Here is a 20,921-nt window from a genome sequence, read left to right on the forward strand (position 1 = left end):
GCTTTGCGGCTGGCTCTGCTGCAGGTGGTCAAGGATCGTCGCGATCTGGAGCCCATCGTCATTCTGGATGATGTCTTTGCTCAGTTGGATCGGGGCCGTAGGGATCAGATTCTGGATTTTGCCCGTCAGCAGAGCCAAGTGCTGATCACTGTGGCCGCCGACAGCGATATTCCCTCCCTGCAGGGTGCCAGGCTGGTGGATGTGTCCCGACTGAGGCCTGTGCAGCCATCTGATCCGGCTGCCCAGGATCCAGCCATTGCCAGTGCCATGCAGGACCTGCGTCGAACCAGAGGGACGGCTCATGAGGACTCTGATATGCCGGATGGATCGGAGGGGAACGACCTGTCATGAAGGCCCCCATGGTTGAGACTCTGCACCTGGATCAGCGTCGATTGCCGGCCCTGGTCTTCGAGGGCTGCACGCGCCGGGCGGCCACTCGTCGGCAGCGGGAGGACAACTCCCGTAAGGCCTGGTATGCATTTGGCAAGCCGGGCCGCGACCCAGCCAAACTGGGAGGTGTGGTGACCAGCCTTGCTGCTGGGAGCGGGTGGACCAGTCATTTGAAGGTTGCTCGGTTGCGCAACCAGTGGGACGGTGTAGTTGGACCCGGCATTGCCGCCCATTCGAGAGTGGTCTCCTACCAGGAAGGCGTACTGATCATCCAGGCGCAGACCACGGTCTGGGCCACTCAGCTGACCTACCTGGTTCCCCAGCTCAAAGCGACCATTGCCAAGCGGCTGGGCATGCCGGTCAGACAGATCCGGGTGACCGGCCCCCACAACTACAGCTTTCGCCGTTCGCGGTTCGATCCGCCCGGCCGAGGCGTGCGTGACACCTACGGGTGAACCCATAATCTGCGAATACCGTCTTCCCAGCTTTCTGTAAGCCTAAAGTCCCCTAGCGCTGGTATTCTATAGGTTATAGGGTCAAACGCTTCCAAGGCCCCTTTATGGACGATTTGGAACCTGGTGACCATGAGTCAATCCCCCGCTCGACCACGAACGGAAGCTGCTTTGTCGTCAGTGGCCGACGATGGGGGTGCAGAAAGGACTATCCGTGGCAGATCTCAATACTGACCCGTCCCGGACCCCGCAAGAGGGCCGGGAAAACGAGGAGGACAAGCCTCAGGATGATGGCATGACGGGCCAGGATCAGCTGGATCAGCTGGACGATGCGCAGCTGGATGATTCGCTTTCACCCGAGCACTATGATGCCAGCGATCTGAAGGTGCTTGAGGGGCTGGAGGCGGTCCGCGTCCGTCCCGGCATGTACATCGGCTCGACGGGCCCCAGAGGCCTGCACCATCTGGTCTACGAGATCGTCGACAACTCGGTCGACGAGGCTCTGGCCGGGTACGCTGACCATATTGAAGTCACCATCCTGCCCGACAACGGCATCCGAGTGGACGACAACGGCCGTGGCATCCCTGTAGACGAGGTGCCAGGCGAGGGCAAGAGCGGTGTCGAGGTGGTCATGACCAAGCTGCATGCCGGCGGCAAGTTCGGAGGCGGCGGCTACGCGGTCTCGGGCGGTCTGCACGGCGTGGGCATCTCCGTGGTGAACGCCCTGTCCACCCGAATCGATGTCCAAGTGCGTCGACAGGGCTACCACTGGCATCAGAACTTCCGTAACCAGAAGCCGACCGCTCCCCTGTCCAAGGACCAAGCCATGGGGCCGGATGAGAGCACCGGCACCTCGGTGACCTTCTGGGCCGATCCCAAAATCTTCGAGACCACGGTCTATGACTTCGAGACCTTGCGCAGCCGTTTCCAGCAGATGGCCTTCCTTAACAAGGGCCTGAGAATCACCCTGACCGACCTGCGTCCCAACGACCAGGCCGGCGACGAGGTGGCGGGCGAGGAGCAGACCCCGGAGCAGAAGGGCCAGTCCGTCAGCTACCAGTATGCCAACGGAATCAAGGACTATGTGGACTACCTGGTCAAGGTCAGGAAGGCCACGCCTGTGGAGGCCGAGGTCATCGACTTCGAGGCCGAGGACTTGAAGCTGGGCATCTCCGCCGAGGTGGCCATGCAGTGGACCACAGCCTACTCTGAGTCGGTCCACACCTTCGCCAATACCATCGCGACCACCGAGGGCGGCACCCACGAAGAGGGGTTCCGCGCGGCTCTGACCAGCATGATCAACCGCTACGCCAGGGACAAGAACATCCTCAAAGACAAGGACGATAACCTCTCTGGCGACGACGTGCGCGAGGGGCTGACCGCTGTGGTCTCCGTCAAGTTGACCAACCCGCAGTTCGAAGGCCAGACCAAGACCAAGCTGGGCAACTCCGAGGCCAAGACCTTCGTTCAGCGGGTCATGACCGAAAGGCTGAGCGACTGGTTCGACGCCCACCCAGGCGAGGCCAAGGCCATCATCCAGAAGGCCATGGAGGCCTCCCGCGCCAGGATCGCGGCCAAGAAGGCCCGCGAGAACACCCGTCGTAAGTCCATCTTCGAGACGGCCGGCATGCCCGACAAGCTCAAGGACTGCCAGTCCAGCGACCCCGAAGAGTGTGAGCTGTTCATCGTGGAGGGTGACTCAGCAGGCGGCTCGGCCATACAGGGGCGCAACCCTATGACCCAGGCCATTTTGCCCCTGCGTGGCAAGATCCTCAATACGGAGCGGGCCAGCCTGGACCGTATGATGAAGTCCGACACCATCGAATCCCTGATTACCGCTGTAGGAGGCGGGTACGGCGAGGACTTCAACATCGACAAAGTGCGCTACCACAAGGTCATCATCATGGCCGACGCCGATGTGGACGGCGCCCACATCGCCACCCTGAATCTGACCCTCTTCTTCCGCTACATGCGGCCCATGATCGAGGCCGGCTACGTCTACGTGGCCATGCCCCCGCTCTACCGGCTCAAGTGGACCAAGGGTCCCCACAGCTTCGTCTATACCGACGCCGAGCGCGACAGGGTTCTGGCCGAGGGCAAGGCCTCAGGTCGGCAGCTGCCCAAGGGCGAAGGGATCCAGCGCTACAAGGGTCTGGGCGAGATGAGCTACCAGGAGCTCTGGGAGACCACCATGGACCCGGAGCATCGCATCCTCAAGAAGATCCGCATCGATGACGCCGAGCAGGCCGACGAGACCTTCACCATGCTCATGGGCGACGAGGTCGAACCCCGGCGTCTGTTCATCCAGCGCAACGCCCACGACGCCCGCTTCATCGACGCCTGAGACGCGGACGCCTCCCCTTTTCAACATTTGAGCTAAGGATCGATTTTGGCAGACGATAACAACAACGACAACAGCCCGGACCAAGACGGCCTCAACCTGCCCGACGGGTCTCGAGAGCCGCTCAGCCCCCAGGAGATGGACAATACCGATTACGGCCTCCTTAAGGGTGAGCGGATTCAGCCCATTGACCTCCAGCAGGAGATGCGGGAATCCTACCTGTCCTATGCCCTGTCCGTGATCGTGGAGCGGGCTCTGCCCGATGTCCGCGATGGCATGAAGCCGGTCCATCGCAGGGTCATCTACGCCATGTATGACGGTGGATACAGGCCCGACCGTGGCTACAACAAGTGCTCGCGCGTGGTGGGTGACGTCATGGGCAAGTACCACCCCCACGGCGATGCGGCCATCTATGACACCATCGTGCGCTTGGCCCAGTCCTGGTCCATGCGCTACCCGCTGGTGGACGGCCAAGGCAACTTCGGATCCCCCGGCGACGACCCGGCAGCCGCCATGAGGTACACCGAGTGCCGCATGGCCCCCTTGGCCATGGAGATGGTGCGCGACATCGACAAGGATACGGTCGACTTCATCCCCAATTACGACGGCAAGACCCAGGAGCCCACGGTTCTGCCCTCCCGCTTCCCCAACCTGCTGGTCAACGGATCAGCCGGCATCGCAGTGGGCATGGCCACCAACATTCCTCCGCACAACCTGCGCGAGGTATCCAAGGGTGTGCACTGGGCCCTGGAGCATCCTGAGGCCTCCAAGGAGGAACTGCTCAACGCCCTGATCGCCATCATCAAGGGGCCTGACTTCCCCACCGGTGCCACCATTCTTGGGCACAAGGGCATCGAGCAGGCCTACCGGACCGGACGAGGCCTGATCACCATGCGGGCCGTGGTCAACACCGAGGAGATCCGCGGACGGATGTGCCTGGTGGTCACCGAGCTGCCCTACCAGGTCAACCCTGACCGGCTGGCCTCCTCCATCCGCGAGGCCGTGCGCGACGGCAAGATCCAGGGCATTGCCGACATGCGCGATGAAACCTCGGGCCGCACCGGCCAGCGCCTGGTCCTGGTGCTCAAGCGCGATGCCGTGCCCAAGGTGGTCCTCAACAACCTTTACAAGCACACCCAGCTTCAGCAAACCTTCGGGGCCAACATGCTGGCCCTGGTGGACGGAGTCCCCCGGACCCTGAGTCTGGACGCCTTCATCCGCCACTGGGTGGACCACCAGCTGGACGTGGTCGAGCGGCGCACCCGCTACCTGAAGCGCGAGGCCGAGGATCGCGACCATATTCTGCAGGGGTATCTGAAGGCCCTGGATATGATTGACCAGGTCATTGCCCTGATTCGCGCTTCCAAGGACGTGGAAACAGCCCGCACTGGCCTGATGGAGCTGCTGGATGTGGACGAGGTCCAGGCCGATGCCATCCTGGCCATGCAGCTGCGTCGTCTGGCTGCCCTGGAACGGCAGAAGATCTTGGACGAGCACGAGGATCTCATGCGCAAGATCGCCGACTACAACGACATCCTGGCTCATCCCGAGCGTCAGCGCACCATCGTGGGCGATGAGCTGGACGAGATCGTCGACAAGTACGGTGATGAGCGGCGCACCCGGATCGTCCCCTACTCGGGTGAGATGAACGTGGAGGATCTGATCGCCGACGAGCAGGTTGTGGTCACCGTCACCCACTCCGGCTTCGTCAAGCGGACCAAGGCCGATGAGTACCGGGCCCAGCACCGCGGCGGCAAGGGCATCCGCGGAGCCAGGCTGCGTGAGGATGACGTGGTGGACCACTTCTTCCTGACCAGCACCCACAACTGGCTGCTCTTCTTCACCAACAAGGGCCGGGTGTACCGGCTTAAGGCCTATGAGCTGCCTGAGGGCTCCCGCGACTCCAAGGGACAGCATGTAGCCAACCTGCTTCAGTTGGGTCAAGGCGAGCGGATTGAACAGGTCCTTTCCCTGCACGGCTATGACGATGCGGACTATCTGGTATTGGCCACGCGGACGGGACGGGTCAAGAAGACCCGCCTGGACGAATATGATTCGCCCCGTCAGGGCGGTCTGATCGCCGTGCGACTGATGGAGCTGGGCACCGTCACCGACGAGGAGGGACAAGAGGTGCCCCAGAGCGATGAGTTGGTGGGTGCAGCACTCTGCAATGCCGATGACGAAATCATCCTGGTCTCCCGCAAGGGCATGAGCGTGCGCTTCTCGGCCGACGACTCCACCCTGCGGCCCATGGGACGGCAGACAGCCGGCGTCCAGGGCATGCGGTTCCGCCCAGGCGACGAACTGCTGAGCATGGACGTGATCGCCAAGGATTCCGAGGATGACCTACTGGTGGTCACCGATGAGGGTTTTGCCAAGCGGACCGCTCTGAGTGAGTACCGCCTGCAGGGCCGCAACGGCTACGGTGTCAAGGCCATCGCCATGGTGGAAGGCCGGGGATCCCTGGTCGGTGCTCTGGTGGTGAATGAGGACGACCAGATCATGGCCATCATGAAGTCCGGCAAGGTCATCCGCTCCGATGTGGCCGAGGTCAAGCGGACCGGTCGCAACACCCAGGGAGTCACCCTGGCCAAGCCCGACAAGGGTGATGAGATTCTCTCCATCGCCCGCAATGCTGAACGTGACGACCAGGAAGAGGATGCCGATCAGACTGATCTGGCTCCCGCCGCTCCCCTGGCAGCCAAGGATCAGCCCATCGCCACCACCGGAACCGGCGACGGTCAGAGCCTGACCCAGGAGGATTGAGTTGGTCCGCTACCAGTCTGACAAGACTGGTAGCCTCGTAAGAAGTCATGCAGGCCCAGCGGCGGTATGCGCGGGCTATTGAACGCAAGGATCAAGGAGTGCCGATGAGCCAGGATGATCAGAAGCAGGTCAAGGCCGGCAAGCAGGGTGCTGGTAAGTCCCAAAAGGGGAAGACCAAGGCTGATGAATCCGCACAAGGCGAGTCCCGTCGAACTGCATCGGCCACTCCCCCGGCTCCTGCAGCCGGCAGGACGGCATCGGGACGTTCCGCAAGAACCACAGCTTCGGCTACCGGTCCGGTCAAGGTATCCTCATCCCGTCCTGTTCGGCCTGCGGCTTCGGCTTCGGCGGCGCGTCCTCATGTGCCTCGGGCCCGGCGCATGCAGCTGTCCCTGACCCGGTTGGAGCCCTGGTCGGTGGCCAAGGTCACCTTCCTGTTGGCCATCGCCGGGGGCATCATTCAGGTGGTGGCTGCTGCCCTGCTCTGGTTCCTGCTCAACGCCATGGGGCTCTTTGACAACCTGACTCAGGTCATCTCCAAAACGGGCCTGGACGCGGGCGGCTTCGATCTGGGCCAGGTGCTGAGCCTGGGGACGGTCCTGAGTTCGGTGACCATCTTCTCCATTTTCGAGATTGTCATAGTAGTGGTTCTGGTCACCATTTTCGCCTTCCTCTACAACCTGGTCAGTTCCTTGGTAGGTGGCATCCACGTGACCTTGGGCGACGACTGAACTCCTCGTCGGCGCAGTCAATCGGTCGATAGGCCCGAGGGCGATTTAGACTGGATTTGTGCTCTCGACATACTTGGACTACTTCAGCGGCTCCTTTGGCATATCTCTGGTCTTTTGGCCCTTGGCCTCGCTGATTCTGACCCTGCCCATTCTTGCCCTGATCTACAACCGGTATCACCGGCTCCGGTTGACAGCAGCCATGGCGGCCTACCTGACTGTCTTATACCTGCTGGCCTTGGTCTTCTTCACCCTCTGGCCCATGCCCGACGACCGTGCCGCCTTCTGCGCCACCCATCATCTGAGCCCCCAGCTCAATCCCCTGCAGTTCCTGACCGATCTGAGCACAGGCGGTCGGATGGCCATGCTGCAGATCCTGCTCAATGTGGCCTTCTTCCTGCCCCTGGGCTTCATCATGGGTCGAGTCTTCCGCTGGCGCTTCATCCTGGCCCTGCCTGTAGCTCTCCTGGTCTCCCTCTTCATCGAAACGGCCCAGCTGACCGGGGTCTTCGGCATCGTCGGCTGTGCCTACCGTCTCTTCGACGTGGACGACCTGATTTGGAACACTTCTGGCGCAATAATCGGCTATCTGGTGGCCATGGTTGCCAACAAACTCATTCCCACCCGTCAGGCTGACGCCGCCCAGCTGGTCACCAACCCAGGGTTCATACACCGTGCCGTCTCTCTGGCTCTGGATCTGCTCCTGGCCACCATCCTGTCCATGTCCCTGGGGATGGGCGTGACCTATGCGGTCCATCGCCTGGGCACCTATCAACTGGATGGACACTACCGCTTTGGCGGGCTGCTGATCCCCCCATCCGCTCTGGACGTGTTCGGGACTGTGGTGGATCTGGTCATGCTGCTGATCTTCGAACTGCTTATCCCTCTGCCCCGTAGGGGACGAACGCTGGGCGCCACCTTCACCCACATGACCGTCGAGACCAAGCAGCGGCATGGCTGGTCCCGCTTCCTCTTCTATCTGTTCAGAACCGCGATTATCCTGGCTGTCTTCGGCCCATGGACCGGCAACGTTCAGATTGCAACGCGTATCCTGGCCCTGCTCCTGCTGGTCTTCTATCTGATCAAGCGGCAGATGCCCTACGACCTCTTGCCTGGGACAGCCTACCGGGAGGAAGACACAGGTGCAGAGGAATCCGCCGATGACCGGCGGGGGTGAAGCCTGACCTCGGACAGGATGATGGCGGTGAAGATGATGGCGAAGCCCAGCAGATGGGTGGCCGTCAGCTCCTCGTGCAGGACCAGGACCGAGACCAGCATGCCGAATAAGCTCTCTGAGCATAGGATCAGTGAACCTTGGGCGGCGGGGACCCTGGAAAAGGCGATGTTCTGGAAGTTCTGGGCCATGAGCGTCGAAATCAGTGTCAGATAAATCATGGAGCCCAAGGTCGATGGTGTGAAGTCGGCCGCACTGGGCAAAGGATCGAAGATCAGCGCGCAGACCAGGAAGAGGATACCGCCGAACAGTAGCTCCAGGTATGTCAGCGTGGGGGCATCGAACTTCTTGGTCAAAAACCCGGTGATCACCAGGTTGACACCATAGAGCAGCGCGCCGGCCAGAGTCAGCAGGTCACCAGTGCTCAAAGACAGCCCCTGTCCCCCGCCGTGGGCCGGCAGTGAGATCAGAGCCACACCCAGGAGACAGATGGCAGCTGCGACGAAGTGGCGCAGGGCGGGTCGTCGACGGGCCATGATCCAGACCAGGAAGGGCACAAAGATGCAGTAGGTGGCCGTCAGGAAGGAATTGCGGCCTGGGGCGATGGTGGTCAGTCCCATCATCTGCAGACTGAAGGCCGCCCAGTAGCTGACCCCCAGTATCAGCCCCGGTACCAAGGTGTGTATGGCCCCGGTTCTACGCAGCCGTGGCAGCAAAAAGGGCGTCATGATGGCAATGGCACAGAGGATGCGAATGCCCATCAGCCAGCGTACGGTCAGAGTCTCCATGGCAACCTTTTCGAAGGTGTATCCGGCTCCCCAGGCGGCTGCGGCCATCAGCAGCATCAGGCGGGCCAGCCAGGTGGAGGGTTTCCAGGATGAAGAGGGTGCGAAGGTAGACATGTTTCGACTCTAATCGTTCCTGTCCACAAGTGAGAATTGATTCGCAAGGCAAAAAGCGAACAGTTCAAACCATGTTTGTCCGAGTTCGGCTTCAGACAATCGCGGTCTGCCATGCGGGCATCTTCGATATCATGGAAGAACGGTGATAACGGCGGCCGTAGGTCCTTGGCCGACGGGGTAAGGAGTGTGCACCAGGATGATCAGAATCGCAGTGGTGGATGACGATTCCATCAGCTGTCGAACCATGGTCAATTACCTGAGCCGCTACCGCAAGGAACGTCAGGAGGAACTGACGGTCAGCGTTTTCACCGATGGCAAGGCTTTTGCAGATGGTTATAGGCCTGTGTATGACATCCTTCTTCTGGACATTCAGATGACCCCCATGGACGGGATTGAAGTGGCCCACAGGGTGCGTGCCCGCGATGAGTCGGTGGTCATCGTCTTCATCACCTCCGCCCCCCAGTACGCCATCAACGGCTATGAAGTAGGCGCACTCTCCTACCTGCTCAAACCACTGCCCTGGTTCGCTTTCTCCCAGGAGCTGGACCGGTCCATCGCCCAGGTGCGCGGCCGCGTGGACCTGTCCATCCTGATTACCGAGGGCGCCCGATCCACCAGAATTCCCCTCAAGGACATCGTCTTCATCGAATCCGTCCGCCACAGCAGCGTCATCCACACATTGGATTCCTCGCTGACCACGAACAGCACGCTGAAGAGTCTTGAGGGACAGCTGGACCAGCGGGGATTCTTCCGCTCCAACTCCTGCTACCTGGTCAATCTGGCCCATGTGACGGGCATGGAGGACCAGGACTGCATTATGTCTACCGGTCAGCGGCTGCGGGTCAGCCGGCCCCGCAAGAAGTCCTTTATGACGGCCCTTACCGCTTACGTGGCAGGTCGGCCATGACCACCACCCACATCCTCAATGCCCTACCTGACATCTCCCGGCTCTATACAGCCATCAGTGAGTGGCTGGGTTGCCTGGTCTACCTGTTGGCCATCGGGCCGAGGATCTCTCGGTTGCGGATGGTGGCGGTCCTTCTGCCTGGTCTGGCTGTGCTGATCGTGGTTCAGTACTGGGCTGGCACCCTGCCTATCGCCTTCTGGATCATCAGCATGTGCCTGGCTGTGGTCTGCATGTACGCCATCATTATGCTGGCTTCAGGGTTGGGTGCGCTGGATGGGGCCTATCTGCTGGCCCGCGCCTTCGTCCTGGCTGAGCTGATCGCCTCCCTGCATTGGCAGCTGGACTCCTTCATGCGGCCATCCAGTCACAGCCTGTACGACCCAGCCTCACTGATTCTGCTGGTGTTGATCTACGGCGGCGTAGGGCTGCTGGCTTGGGTGGCTGAGCGACGTAACTTCGCCGATGCCCAGCCTTCCGTGCCTGGCCGCAGCGTCTTCATAGCCGCGGTTATCGCAGTGGTCACCTTCGCCATGTCCAACCTGAGCTTCGTCTCCACCAATACCCCCTTCTCCGGTCGGGTTGGCCTGGAGGTCTTCTATATCCGCACTCTGGTGGATCTGTGCGGGTTCGCCATGCTCTACGCCCAGCAGGAGCAGCTGCGGGAAAGCCATACCAGCGCCGAGCTGGCCTCCATTAACGCCCGGGCTTACAGCCAGCATCGGGAGTACATGCGCTCCAAGGAGAATCTTGAGGCTATGGGTAGGCTTGCACACGATCTCAAGCATCAGATCGCCGCCCTGCGCTCGCAGATGGATCCAGAGCGTAAGTCCCAGGACTTTGAGGAGCTGGAGGCTGCGGTCGGACGGTACGGGTCGCAGCAGCACACTGGTAACCCCATTCTGGACGTGGTCATGTCAACCAAGGAGCGCATCTGTTCCGAAGAGGGGATCACCCTGACCATGGTGGCCGATGGCTCGCTCCTGGAGGGGATGTCGCCCATGGATGTCTCCACTCTCTTCGGCAACGCCTTGGACAATGCCATTGAGGCCTTGAGAAAGGTCAAGGAGCCCGACCGCCGCCTGATCAAGGTGGCTTTATATGCTCGAGGACAGTTCGTCGTGATTCGCATCGAAAACTATTTCGCCTCGCCCCTGAATTGGAAAGGCAATGGCGAGCTGGCCACCACCAAGACCAGGACCGACGATGGTCTGCATGGGTATGGTGTCAAGTCCATTCGGCACATAGTCCACCGCTATCAGGGCGAGATGACCCTGCGCACCGAGCATCATTGGTTCAGCCTATGCGTGCTCTTGCCAAGGGAGGGCGATCAGTTGAAGCCCATGGCGGCTTCGGCGGCTTTATAACCCAGGCGGATGGCCAGGCGGCCCGGTCTGCCCGGCATGTTGATCATCCGGCAGAGCAGGGTGGAGCGGACATCGGAGGCGATGGCAGGGGAGCGGTGCTCCAGCCTGCTCCAGAGCATGTCCTTGTTCCTGTAGTTGCTGGGCTTGCGAGAGAGGATCAGAAAGACCGAGGTCACCACACAGTTGATGGACAAATAGTGGATCATATAACGATAAAGTCCACGGGGAACCGTCCCCGGGTCAGGCGTGGAATCCGCCATGAGCCCGTTGACCAGCAATAGTTGTGAAACTCGGGCGATCATAATCGAAGTCTGCACCGACTGGCCTTTGCGGCCGGTGTGATAGCGGTAGAAATTCGTGTCCAGGTAGAGCAGGGTGTGCACCCAGGGCAGGGGCTGATAGGAGTAGATGAAGTCCACGTAGTAGGTGTGCTCGGGCAGGTGGGTGCGGGCCTGGCGGAGCACCTCGGTGCGCAGGATCAGGGCATGCATGATCATGTACTGGGCCAGCCCGAACCGCCGTAGATGGTTCCAGTCCAGCACCTGCCCCGGATCCATGACGCTGCGGAAGTTGATGACTCGCTTATGCTTGCGGCCTTCTTTTTCATAGACGTAGTTGGTGACCACCATGTCCACCGGATTCGTACGTCGCGACTGGTCGCGCAGCTGGTCCAGGACCAGACCCAGGGAGGTCGGATCTACCCAGTCATCGGCATCGACCACCTTGACGTAGCGCCCCCGGGTGGCTGCCAGGCCGGTGTTGACTGCGCCGCCGTGGCCCTTGTTGGTCTGTCTGATCAGACGAACAGTGTGTGGATGGCGTGCCTGGTATGACTGCACCACCTGCGCTGTGGCATCGGTGGATCCGTCATCGACCACGATAATCTCCAGGTCGTCCCCCTCCCGGCTTAGGAGTGAATCCAGGCAGGTCGGCAGATGCTGGGCCATGTTATAGGCAGGGACAATGAAGGTGAGAACGGGCTGGCTCGTGGAGGCCGGTCGGTCAACTGTCATGAACGATCACTTCGCAAAAGAATGGGTCAGCGGGTATGTCGGCGGAGTTGCCGTAATCCCGCCGACGGCCGTTGCGACCACTGTACATGATGGGTTTGAGGAAAAGGCCCCGCCCCTCTGGTCGCCGATGCATGCCGGTTCATTGGCGACTGGGGGAGTGGGGCCGGAATTTTATCGGGCGCTCGCCTGAGATTCGGTGGGCTCCTGACGGAAGATGACCTTGAAGATGGGGAAGAAGACCCAGAAGGAGATGGCCGAGTTGATGATCATGGTGACCAGGTCAGCAATGGTGGTCCCAAGGCTGCCCCAGTTCAGAGTGTGCTGGAAGAAGCCGTAGATGGGGTCCTTGTACCAGCCCTGAAGCGCCGCAGCGATGATGGTGATGATCACATAGGCCGCCAGGTACCAGAAGGCCGCCTTCCAGACCGAGGAGTTGGACTTGAAGGTGATGTTGCGTTGGAGGAAGAAGTTGATGATCTGGGCAATCAGCAGGGTGATCTCCACCGCGAGGAAGTAGGCCAGGCCGCCCCCGCCGCCGTGGCCAATCGACCCGGCCGCATAGTCGAACAGGTAGTAGGGCTTGCCGCCGACGGTCCCCATGCGCCAGATTTGAAAGTTGGTGCCCACAAGGGAGGTGCCGTTGAAGATGGCCTTGAGCACGGGCATGAGTACCAGCTGCAGGACGGTGACCCCATTAGACAGGATGAAGAAGACGATGAACTGGGCCAGGGTGGTGTGCCGGTCGCTGAACCGACGCCACCAGCGGACGATCGCCCACTGCGAGGCCGTGGTCGCCTTCCCCTGGGTCGGCTGTCCGACCTGCTGGCTGTGCTGATCACTCATGATTGAGCTCCTTTCCGGTCCGGCGGTTGGCGGACATGTTCCTGAAGAATCCGGCGATGAATCCGCCCAGTCCCCGCCACAGGTGGCCATTGGGGATGCGCACGATGGCCTCGACCATGGCCGTGTCGATCAGCCCGTTGGTCATCTTGGCCATGGCCCTGGGGGGCATGTTGAGCAGGAAGAGGGTGTTCAGGTCGGGGTTGCCGGTCTTGGTCTCGTGGCGGCTCTCGTTCTTGGCCAGGAAGTTGGCCACGAACCTGGCCAGGGCGCTTCTGGAGTCCTTCCAGGACGAGAGCGGATCGTTGATGCCGAAGGTACTGATGGAGCTCTGTCGAACCACCGGGTGGCCGAAGAGTGCTGTCACTGCGGCATCGTCGACCTCCTTGACCCGGCCGGTCAAGTAGGCGCCCAGGGCAGGGTCGGGACTCTGCGGGTCGACGGTGCCCTGGACGGTTAGATGCCCGCTCAGCTCCATGTTGCGGGCGTCGGCTCCGATCATGATGGTCCAGTCGCCGGACTCGACCTGCCAGGAGTTGCTGGCTGTGTCAAAGTGCCGGAAGGTCGTCTGGTCGAAGTCGATACGGACACGGGTTGATTGACCGGCTTCCAAGCTGACTTTCTTGAAGCCTTTCAGCTCGCGGACTGGCCTGAGCACGCCACCCTTGGGTGCCTGGACATAGAGCTGGGGAACGGTGGCCCCCCGCCTGTCCGAATCATTGGTCAGGGTGAAGGTGGCTCCCTTGTTGTCCACAGACAGATCTGCGTAAGTGAAGTGTGCGTAAGACAGGCCGTATCCGAAGGGGAAGCGTTCCTCTACGCCTGCAGTCAGGTAGTAACGGTAGCCGACGAATGGGCCCTCCCGGTAGATCGATTCGTGAGCAGGGTCGGGGTACCAGTCGGCGCTGGGGCAGTCGGCATAGGACTTGGGCCAGGTTTCCGCCAGGTGACCGGAGGGGTTGACCCGGCCCGTCAAGATGTTCAGGGTGGCTGATGCTCCAGCCTGCCCGGACAGTCCTATGTAGAGGACGGCATCGCACTGGTCGATCCAGTCGGTGGTGACAGGGGAGCCCGCTACCAGGACGACCACCAAAGGCTTGTCCGTCGCACCCAAGGCCTTGATCAGGTCGACCTGGTTGCTGGGAATGTCCATGTGGGAACGGTCCAGGCCCTCGGATTCGCTGCGCTCGTCCAGGCCCACGCAGGCAACGATTACATCAGCCTGGTCGGCCGCAGCGACGGCCTGGTCGATCAAAGATTGGTTCTTCTCGCCATGGCGTTCATATCCTTGACTGTAGGAGGCCAGCTCCAGGCCGTCGCCGTTGCCCTGCCTGAGCAGGTCCAGCATGCTCTCCTGCTTGGCCGCGTTGACCTTTGAGGACCCAGATCCTTGGAATCTTGGAGTCTCGGCCATGTCGCCGACTAGGGCGACCCGTGTGCCGGCGGCCAGTGGCAGGCGTCCCTCCCGATTGACCAGAAGGACGGCGGATCCCTCGGCGATGCTCCTTGCCACCTGATGGTGGTCCCGTATCTGGTCTGCGGTCAGGTTCCCATCGAGGTCCATGTCGGAGTGATAGGTAAGCTTGGCCAGTCGGGCCACCTCTTCGGCCCGGGCATTCAGGTCGGCCTTGTCCAGGCGGCCCTCCTGCACGGCCTTGGCTATCTGGCGGACGGAGTCGTATCCGGCCTGGGGCATTTCAAGGGAGGAGCCATTGGCGGCTGCAGCGACCGCACTGTTGGAGCCGCCCCAATCCGAGACCACCATGCCGTCGAAGCCCCACTCCTTGCGCAGGATTTCCTTGAGCAGGTGGGGATTCTCGTTGGCATAGGTGCCGTTGACCATGTTATAAGAGGTCATGATGGCCCAGGGATGAGCCTGGCGCACTGCAATCTCAAATCCTGTCAGATAGAGCTCACGCATGGTGCGCTCATCTACCACGGAGTCGGATGCCTGGCGGCGCAGCTCCTGGCTGTTCATGGCGAAATGCTTGGGGGTGGCAGCTACTCCCTGTGACTGGATGCCTTCAATAAGGCCAGCAGCCATATGACCGGCTACCTGGGGGTCTTCGGAATAGTATTCAAAGTTTCTGCCGCACAGGGGATTACGCTTGATGTTCATGCCCGGACCCAGGACCATGTTGACGCCCAGGCTTCTGGCCTCGCTACCCAGCGCCTGGCCCATGGTCTTGGCCAGCTCCGGGTCCCATGAGCAGGCAACAGTGCCGGCTGTGGGAAAGCATGTGGCGGGCTTGGATTTGCCCATGCCCAGGTTGTCCCCTGATCCGGTCTGGCGGCGCAGGCCGTGCGGGCCGTCGCTCAGGACCATGCTCGGGATGCCCGCCCTCTTCAGGGCACGGGTCGCCCAAGTGGATTTTCCGGAGAGCAGCGATGCCCGTTCCAGAACTGTCAGATCCTCGACTTCCATGGTGTTCCCTCTCCACGACTTCTTCGGTGGCTAACCGGCCAGTCTCCCAGAGAGGTCAAGACCTATCTCGAAGTTCTCTTCAGGTTCAGAAAACACCGAAGTTTTCTGGTAAAGGCTCGGTTCTGCTTCGTTTGTATTATCGGTGTTTACACCTCCATGTGCAGCACTTTGAGACCAACCTGTTCAATTGGCCGCATAAATGGTCGTTGGTAGTGCCTTCTCTAACATCAAATACTGTTCTTTTGAGAGAAATTTTCAGCTATTTTTACTGGTTTTGCCAGATGTGCAGGCATGCAATCCTGCGTACCGCTTGAATAATGGGGTTTCGGACTTGAGCAAGCCATTCCAAGCAACTATTGACGAGGATTAAGTAAGAACGCGAGTTGCCTGTATTATCTGGATCATCTGGGGATGCTTCGCTTTTGGAGTCTATTCCTATGCGGATTTTAATTGTTTACGATGCGGCTCATTACAAGCTATAAGACCGGAATATTCGTTTTCGTGCCTAATTCTAGGAGCTTGCTGTGAGAAAACTACTACACCAGCAGAAGCGTTATGCGAATCCTCTATAGGTGCCAGCAAATTAGGGTGTCAAAGCGACAGGTTGTGCTTTTTCCGAAGATTGCTTGAAAAGTGATGGATATTCTGACCGTGTTCGAAACAACTGAGATGTTAGGGAACGTACTGAGCGATTCCTCATCGCTGATGACCGTCGTCGGTGCTTTCCCCAAGTGTCAATGAAGAGACTGCAAGGAGAAATCGTGGAATCGGAAAAACCAAAGAAACTGAAGATGAGCGGACGGACGTTCAAGCGAATATGGATCACCGTTATTGTGGTCATCTTAGCTTTGGCTGTGGCTTTGACCGTGGCCGGCAATTCTTTCGCCAGTGTGCTTGACAGTTACCTGGGTGGAGGCCATGTGGTCGTAAAGAAAGCCTCGGGGACTTCAGACTGGAACACCACTTACAACGCCAAGACCACCAATTCTATGCAAGAAGCCAAGGCGAAAAGCGATGCCGTCTCTCAGAGGGTAACCGATGAAGGCATTGTTATGTTGAAGAATGATGGTGTACTCCCTTTGAAGGAGCAAAGTATAGTTTCGCCCTTCGGAGCGGGATATATGGATCCAGCCTATTCCGGTAGTGGAGCAGCGGCTACGACGGACAAGGAGATGGTTACTTCAGAGCAGGGGCTCAAGCATTATTTCAAAGTAAATGATGCAACAGTCCAAGCCATGAAAGGAGCTAAGACTTCGTCGCCAGGTGCTGCGCCAGGTACCAGGGCACTGAATGCGGACAAGAACTCGGTCCAAGCCATCATGGACAAGGGGAAGTCGGCCCATATCGATGAGTATGATCCCAGCATCTATACACCTCTTGCTGATAAGGTCAAGGACACAACGGGCATAGTTTTCATCAAGCGTTCAGGTTCCGAAGGAATCGACAAACGCACGCAGGGGTATGACGATGGAACTCCACATTATCTGGCTTTGACTGCGGCGGAGAAGAACACGATCAAGTTTGCCAAGGATCACTGCGCATCGGTTATTGTGGTGCTCAACAGTGCGAATCCTATGGAGCTGACCCCAATCATGGGTGGGGAATTCGAGGCTGATGCCATTGTATGGACCGGTACCACTGGCTCGCGTGGGTTTGAATCACTTGGCAGGATACTGAGCGGAAAGGTTAATCCTTCCGGTCGCTTGACAGACACTTATCCAACCGATTTCACCAAGGATCCGACCTTTGCCAATTTTGGTGAATACCATTACACCAACACTAAGGTCAAGGATCAATCGGTCTTGGGTGATTTCATGCCTGGAGCCAACCGCGGCACCATCGATCGCCCTTATGTCGAATATGAAGAGGGCATATACGTCGGCTATCGCTATTATGAGACGGCCAGTGTCGAAGATCCCGATTTCACATACGGCAGGCTGAATGAAAACGGCGGCGTCGCCCAGCCTGGCGCTGTGGCCTATCCTTTCGGTTACGGGATGAGCTACACCTCTTTCGATCGTACGCTCAAGAATGTTCAGGTGTCCGACGGGAAGGTGGAAGCCACTGTCGAAGTAAGGAACACTGGCAAGGTAGCTGGCAAGGATACCGTCCAGCTGTACTACACAGCTCCCTACACCGACTATGACAGGAGCAATCACGTGGAGAAGTCTGCCACTGAACTGGGCGCCTTCGCCAAAACCAAACTCCTGCAACCTGGTGCTGGACAGGAGATCAAACTGAAGTTCTCTGAGGACGATATGGCTTCCTACGACTACCACCATAAGAATCATGACGGTTCCACCGGTGCCTATCTTCTGGAGGCCGGGAATTACGCCCTGCAACTCAAGAACAATTCTCATGATGTCCTGGACACCTACCAGTTCAATGTTGCCAATACACAGTTCTACGAAGGCAACAATCCACGGCAGTCCGACAAGGATGCACAATCCAAGCTCAACGACAAGGGTGAACCGACGGGCAAGCCTGAGCAGAAGGCCGGATTCAAGGCGCCCAGCAATCGCTTCCAGACCCTGAACGCCTACATGGATGAACAGGGTGTCACTCAGCTTTCACGTAGCAACTGGAAGGGAACCTTCCCAACAGCCCCGGAGGGACGCAAGGGCGTGGCTCCAAAGGTCGCTCTGGATGAATTCTCTTGGTTTGACAAGTTCGACCCTGATACCGATAAGGTTCTGGGCAATGACAAGGCCAGCAAGGTCTACCAAGATAAGGAGCCCAAGTCCAAAGCCAAGCATGATCTGGCTCTGATCGACCTGCGTGGCGAGGATTACAACAGCAAGAAGTGGGACCAATTGCTGGACCAGATCGATTGGCAAGGTGACAAGAAGAGTATCACTGAGGTTCTTTTCAAGGCTGCCTACCAAACCGCTGCGATTCCGTCTATCGACAAGCCTGCAACTGTGGATAAGGACGGTGCCATGGGATGGAGCATCAAGGGTGCTTCATCCTGGGCAGGCGCCAATGTCATAGCCTCCACTTGGAACGTAAATCTTCTGAAGGAGATGGGGGAGGCCTTGGGCGAGGAGGGTCTGCAGTCAGGCCTGAACGCTTGGTATGCTCCTGGAGTCAATACTCACCGGTCTCCTTTCAGCGGTCGTGTCTACGAGTACTACTCCGAAGACGGCCTCCTGTCTGGGAAGCTGGCTGCAGCGTCGATAAGCGGGGCTGGCAATAAGGGCATCTTCAGCTACTTGAAGCATTTTGCTCTCAACGAGCAGGAGACCTTCCGCGATATGTACCTGGCTACTTGGGCTAATGAGCAAGCAGTGCGCGAAATCTACTTGAAGCCCTTTGAAATTGCCGTCAAGGAGGCTAGGAGCACTGAGAAGTACATTGGTGACAGCAAGGGAACGATGACAACCAAGGTCATTCGTTCGGCTACGGGCATCATGTCTTCTCAGAACAGCATCGGTGGTGTGATCGGGTTTGCGCATCGTGGTCTGCTAACCGATGTGCTCCGCGGCGAGTGGGGTTTCCAAGGCGCAGTAATCACGGATCTTTATCCAACTAAGCAGCATCAGCTGCGCGATATGACCCTTCGCGCAGGTAACGATCTCTTCATGAATCAGATGGAGAACGCTGCACAGGATTACGACAGCCCGACCGCCCGGATGGCCATGAGGAGGGCCCTACACAACATCGGCTACGCCACAGTGAATTCAAATGCTATGAATGGAATCACTCCAAGGTCACGGCTGGGGTATTCCATGAGTCCTTGGAAGAAACTGCTCTATGGAATCGATGTGGCCATCGTAGTTGTGGCCGCGCTCCTCATCTTCTGGATCGTGCAGCGGGGACGTGATGAAAAAGCCAACCCGGACCGTTACAAGAAGCCGAAGAGCCGCAAAAAGGTCAAAGCCTAATGGTGTAAGGGTTCAGGATCCAAGGATCCACATCTGATCAATCAGTGGGTCCAAGCCCAATTGGGGCAACCGTGATTCAACGGTTGCCTCATTTTTATGCTTGGCTGCCTATGACGCTGACCGTAAAGTTAGGCAGCATGTATTTTCCAAGAATTGTGGGGCTTCAATGGGTGGGACTGTTCAAATATTAGAAGGTTCATGGAGATCTTATTGATGTCGTCGATACCTGCAACCTTCTGAGGAAAAAAGTGCTTAATGGCGGGCTTGGTGGGCGGTATAAAACTGTTACTTTGGCGCTGCAGTCGTTTCCTTGACTGGTGTTGTGGGACTAACTAGGACTACTCTCTTGCACGTTTTGTTGTTCGAATGAGAGATTCGTGTGGTCTGTTTTCCGATAGAATTCCATTATGGCCCAAGGCAGAAGCTGTGTTCATCCTCAGTGTTCCACGCATTCACGTTTGTATTGGACGTGGATTAGAGGTACACGCCTTGTCTTCTCGATGAATCCAGCTCCTCGCCGTACCCCTATTATCCTTTACCTCCATGGTGGCCCGGGCGATGCCTGCATCCCGCTGACCATGCGCTACAACGCGGCCTTGGAGCGCGATTTCCGCTTCGTCAACCTGGATCAGCGAGGCAGCGGACTGTCCTACCATCCTTTCGCTCCTGGCGAGGCAGTGTCCATCGATTCGATGGTCGAAGATGTTCACCAGTTCGTGCTAAAGCTTCTCCGAGCCTACGGGCAGAATTCTCTGATTCTCATCGCTCATTCCTGGGGTAGCGTCCTAGGGCTGGAGATGGTGAAGCGCTATCCCTCGCTTGTTCGTTGCTACATCGGCCTTGGGCAGGTTGTCAGCATGCGCGCTGCTCTTCGGCTAAGACGGCATTGGGGGCAACGGAATTTGGGCCCCCGGCTCGGTTCGGTCGTCAGCAGGGAGAGCGGAACCGCTGACATGGTGCTGATGATCAATGAGTTGCTGTCTCGTGGCGGGGCTGCCATGCTGTTCGGATCCCTGGGACGGATCATGACTTACCTGCGCTCGCCTTACTACAACTGGTCGCGTCTGCTCAACCATGCCAAGGGGGTGGCTCAATCCCGCGCTCGCTTGGATGCTGAGCTGGAGCAGGTTGATTTCAGCAGGCAGACTTCTTTCGAGGCGCCGGTATATTTCATCAGCGGCAAGTATGACCGTCACCTGCCAGGCACTCTGGTTGAGCGGTTTGCAGATGGGTTGAAGAGCCCGCATCGGTTTATCCGCTTTGACCGGTCAGGACACTGCCCGCAGTGGGATGAACCAGAACGGTTCGCGGCAACGGTTAAAGCCATGTGCCTGTAACGCTTTATTGATAAGCAAGTTCTGCCTTGCCGCTCGTACCCATTCGCATGGTGGAAATACATGCTGCGCGCGACGAAAACTACTAATATGAGTCACTGGAAGATATTGGTTTGAGCCTCGCTGGAGAGTGTGCGGGGTTCCTGGATTGACGAAGGTCGATGAAACGGGGACTATGTCGATGGAAATCGACACGCCGTAGAATCCCCGGAATCATTGGGTTCCTTCGATATTTTCCTATGCCAATTTGCGGGACAACGCAACTTCGTGTAAGTTTACTTCTTGCTGCCCGGCAGTGATGAGAACTCTTCGGAGGGCTTGGAGCTGTTGGTGTGGTGGTGGTTTGAGAACTCAAGAGCGTGTTTGTGCTACTTATAGCTTTTTGATTGCCAGTCCGATGC

At 58.7% G+C, this 20,921-nt stretch carries 13 protein-coding genes and 1 pseudogene; 10 read left to right on the plus strand and 4 right to left on the minus strand.

The genetic code is table 11. The features are described from left to right. The 6 genes and pseudogenes from AC0AP0_RS01630 to AC0AP0_RS01655 form a co-directional block, all read left to right on the plus strand. Positions 1-351, plus strand: a pseudogene (locus AC0AP0_RS01630) (DNA replication/repair protein RecF); the annotation flags it as partial. Between the two features lie 8 nt (positions 352-359). Then, positions 360-845: a DciA family protein gene (locus tag AC0AP0_RS01635; protein ID WP_390895321.1), complete on the plus strand. Its 486-nt coding sequence runs from the start codon at positions 360-362 to the stop codon at positions 843-845. A gap of 292 nt (positions 846-1,137) precedes the next feature. After that, the gene (gene gyrB, locus AC0AP0_RS01640; protein WP_110424643.1) at positions 1,138-3,186 is read left to right on the plus strand and encodes a DNA topoisomerase (ATP-hydrolyzing) subunit B; all 2,049 of its coding nucleotides are present in this window, start codon (positions 1,138-1,140) and stop codon (positions 3,184-3,186) included. Between the two features lie 45 nt (positions 3,187-3,231). Continuing rightward, on the plus strand, positions 3,232-5,949 hold the full coding sequence (gene gyrA, locus AC0AP0_RS01645) for a DNA gyrase subunit A (RefSeq protein ID WP_198207797.1): 2,718 nt from the start codon (positions 3,232-3,234) through the stop codon (positions 5,947-5,949). A gap of 104 nt (positions 5,950-6,053) precedes the next feature. Next, positions 6,054-6,680: a DUF3566 domain-containing protein gene (locus AC0AP0_RS01650; RefSeq protein ID WP_490429115.1), complete on the plus strand. Its 627-nt coding sequence runs from the start codon at positions 6,054-6,056 to the stop codon at positions 6,678-6,680. A 58-nt stretch (positions 6,681-6,738) separates the two neighbouring features. After that, positions 6,739-7,854 (plus strand): VanZ family protein, encoded by a 1,116-nt coding sequence (locus AC0AP0_RS01655; RefSeq protein ID WP_490429117.1) that lies wholly within the window; start codon positions 6,739-6,741, stop codon positions 7,852-7,854. On the opposite strand, the gene AC0AP0_RS01660 is transcribed toward AC0AP0_RS01655, so the two are convergent. Continuing rightward, positions 7,800-8,753: a DMT family transporter gene (locus tag AC0AP0_RS01660; protein ID WP_490429119.1), complete on the minus strand. Its 954-nt coding sequence runs from the start codon at positions 8,751-8,753 to the stop codon at positions 7,800-7,802. The two genes, AC0AP0_RS01655 and AC0AP0_RS01660, sit on opposite strands and share 55 nt — an antisense overlap. 196 nt (positions 8,754-8,949) lie before the next feature. On the opposite strand from AC0AP0_RS01660, the gene AC0AP0_RS01665 reads away from it, so the two are divergent. Further along, the gene (locus AC0AP0_RS01665; RefSeq protein ID WP_046322082.1) at positions 8,950-9,660 is read left to right on the plus strand and encodes a LytR/AlgR family response regulator transcription factor; all 711 of its coding nucleotides are present in this window, start codon (positions 8,950-8,952) and stop codon (positions 9,658-9,660) included. Next, the gene (locus AC0AP0_RS01670) at positions 9,657-11,024 is read left to right on the plus strand and encodes a GHKL domain-containing protein (RefSeq protein ID WP_490429122.1); all 1,368 of its coding nucleotides are present in this window, start codon (positions 9,657-9,659) and stop codon (positions 11,022-11,024) included. The genes AC0AP0_RS01665 and AC0AP0_RS01670 overlap by 4 nt, the downstream gene beginning before the upstream one ends. Here AC0AP0_RS01670 and AC0AP0_RS01675 read toward each other — a convergent pair. The 3 genes from AC0AP0_RS01675 to AC0AP0_RS01685 form a co-directional block, all read right to left on the minus strand. Continuing rightward, complete coding sequence (locus AC0AP0_RS01675) at positions 10,988-12,037, minus strand: glycosyltransferase family 2 protein (protein ID WP_490429124.1); 1,050 nt, start codon at positions 12,035-12,037, stop codon at positions 10,988-10,990. The two genes, AC0AP0_RS01670 and AC0AP0_RS01675, sit on opposite strands and share 37 nt — an antisense overlap. A 171-nt stretch (positions 12,038-12,208) precedes the next feature. After that, positions 12,209-12,880: a hypothetical protein gene (locus AC0AP0_RS01680; protein ID WP_490429126.1), complete on the minus strand. Its 672-nt coding sequence runs from the start codon at positions 12,878-12,880 to the stop codon at positions 12,209-12,211. Then, positions 12,873-15,302 carry a glycoside hydrolase family 3 C-terminal domain-containing protein gene (locus tag AC0AP0_RS01685; protein ID WP_490429128.1) on the minus strand — a complete coding sequence of 810 codons (2,430 nt, stop codon included), beginning with the start codon at positions 15,300-15,302 and terminating at the stop codon, positions 12,873-12,875. The genes AC0AP0_RS01680 and AC0AP0_RS01685 overlap by 8 nt, the downstream gene beginning before the upstream one ends. 791 nt (positions 15,303-16,093) lie before the next feature. Here AC0AP0_RS01685 and AC0AP0_RS01690 point away from each other — a divergent pair. Together AC0AP0_RS01690 and AC0AP0_RS01695 are read left to right on the plus strand one after the other, a co-directional pair. After that, entirely contained in the window at positions 16,094-19,186 is a 3,093-nt protein-coding gene (locus AC0AP0_RS01690; protein WP_490429130.1) for a glycoside hydrolase family 3 C-terminal domain-containing protein, read from the plus strand. A 500-nt stretch (positions 19,187-19,686) separates the two neighbouring features. Then, complete coding sequence (locus AC0AP0_RS01695; protein WP_490429131.1) at positions 19,687-20,523, plus strand: alpha/beta fold hydrolase; 837 nt, start codon at positions 19,687-19,689, stop codon at positions 20,521-20,523. The last annotated feature ends 398 nt before the right edge of the window (positions 20,524-20,921 follow it).

Source organism: Bifidobacterium sp. POST2/T3 (B1) (assembly GCF_058197115.1).

What these genes read in the sequence shown, in the direction of transcription:
- AC0AP0_RS01635 (WP_390895321.1), top strand. Translation starts at nt 360, where the DNA reads ATGGTTGAGACTCTGCACCTGGATCAGCGTCGATTGCCGGCCCTGGTC.
- gyrB (WP_110424643.1), top strand. Translation starts at nt 1,138, where the DNA reads ATGACGGGCCAGGATCAGCTGGATCAGCTGGACGATGCGCAGCTGGAT.
- AC0AP0_RS01650 (WP_490429115.1), top strand. Translation starts at nt 6,054, where the DNA reads ATGAGCCAGGATGATCAGAAGCAGGTCAAGGCCGGCAAGCAGGGTGCT.
- AC0AP0_RS01660 (WP_490429119.1), bottom strand. Translation starts at nt 8,753, where the DNA reads ATGTCTACCTTCGCACCCTCTTCATCCTGGAAACCCTCCACCTGGCTG.
- AC0AP0_RS01665 (WP_046322082.1), top strand. Translation starts at nt 8,950, where the DNA reads ATGATCAGAATCGCAGTGGTGGATGACGATTCCATCAGCTGTCGAACC.
- AC0AP0_RS01670 (WP_490429122.1), top strand. Translation starts at nt 9,657, where the DNA reads ATGACCACCACCCACATCCTCAATGCCCTACCTGACATCTCCCGGCTC.
- AC0AP0_RS01675 (WP_490429124.1), bottom strand. Translation starts at nt 12,037, where the DNA reads ATGACAGTTGACCGACCGGCCTCCACGAGCCAGCCCGTTCTCACCTTC.
- AC0AP0_RS01680 (WP_490429126.1), bottom strand. Translation starts at nt 12,880, where the DNA reads ATGAGTGATCAGCACAGCCAGCAGGTCGGACAGCCGACCCAGGGGAAG.
- AC0AP0_RS01685 (WP_490429128.1), bottom strand. Translation starts at nt 15,302, where the DNA reads ATGGAAGTCGAGGATCTGACAGTTCTGGAACGGGCATCGCTGCTCTCC.
- AC0AP0_RS01690 (WP_490429130.1), top strand. Translation starts at nt 16,094, where the DNA reads ATGAGCGGACGGACGTTCAAGCGAATATGGATCACCGTTATTGTGGTC.
- AC0AP0_RS01695 (WP_490429131.1), top strand. Translation starts at nt 19,687, where the DNA reads ATGAATCCAGCTCCTCGCCGTACCCCTATTATCCTTTACCTCCATGGT.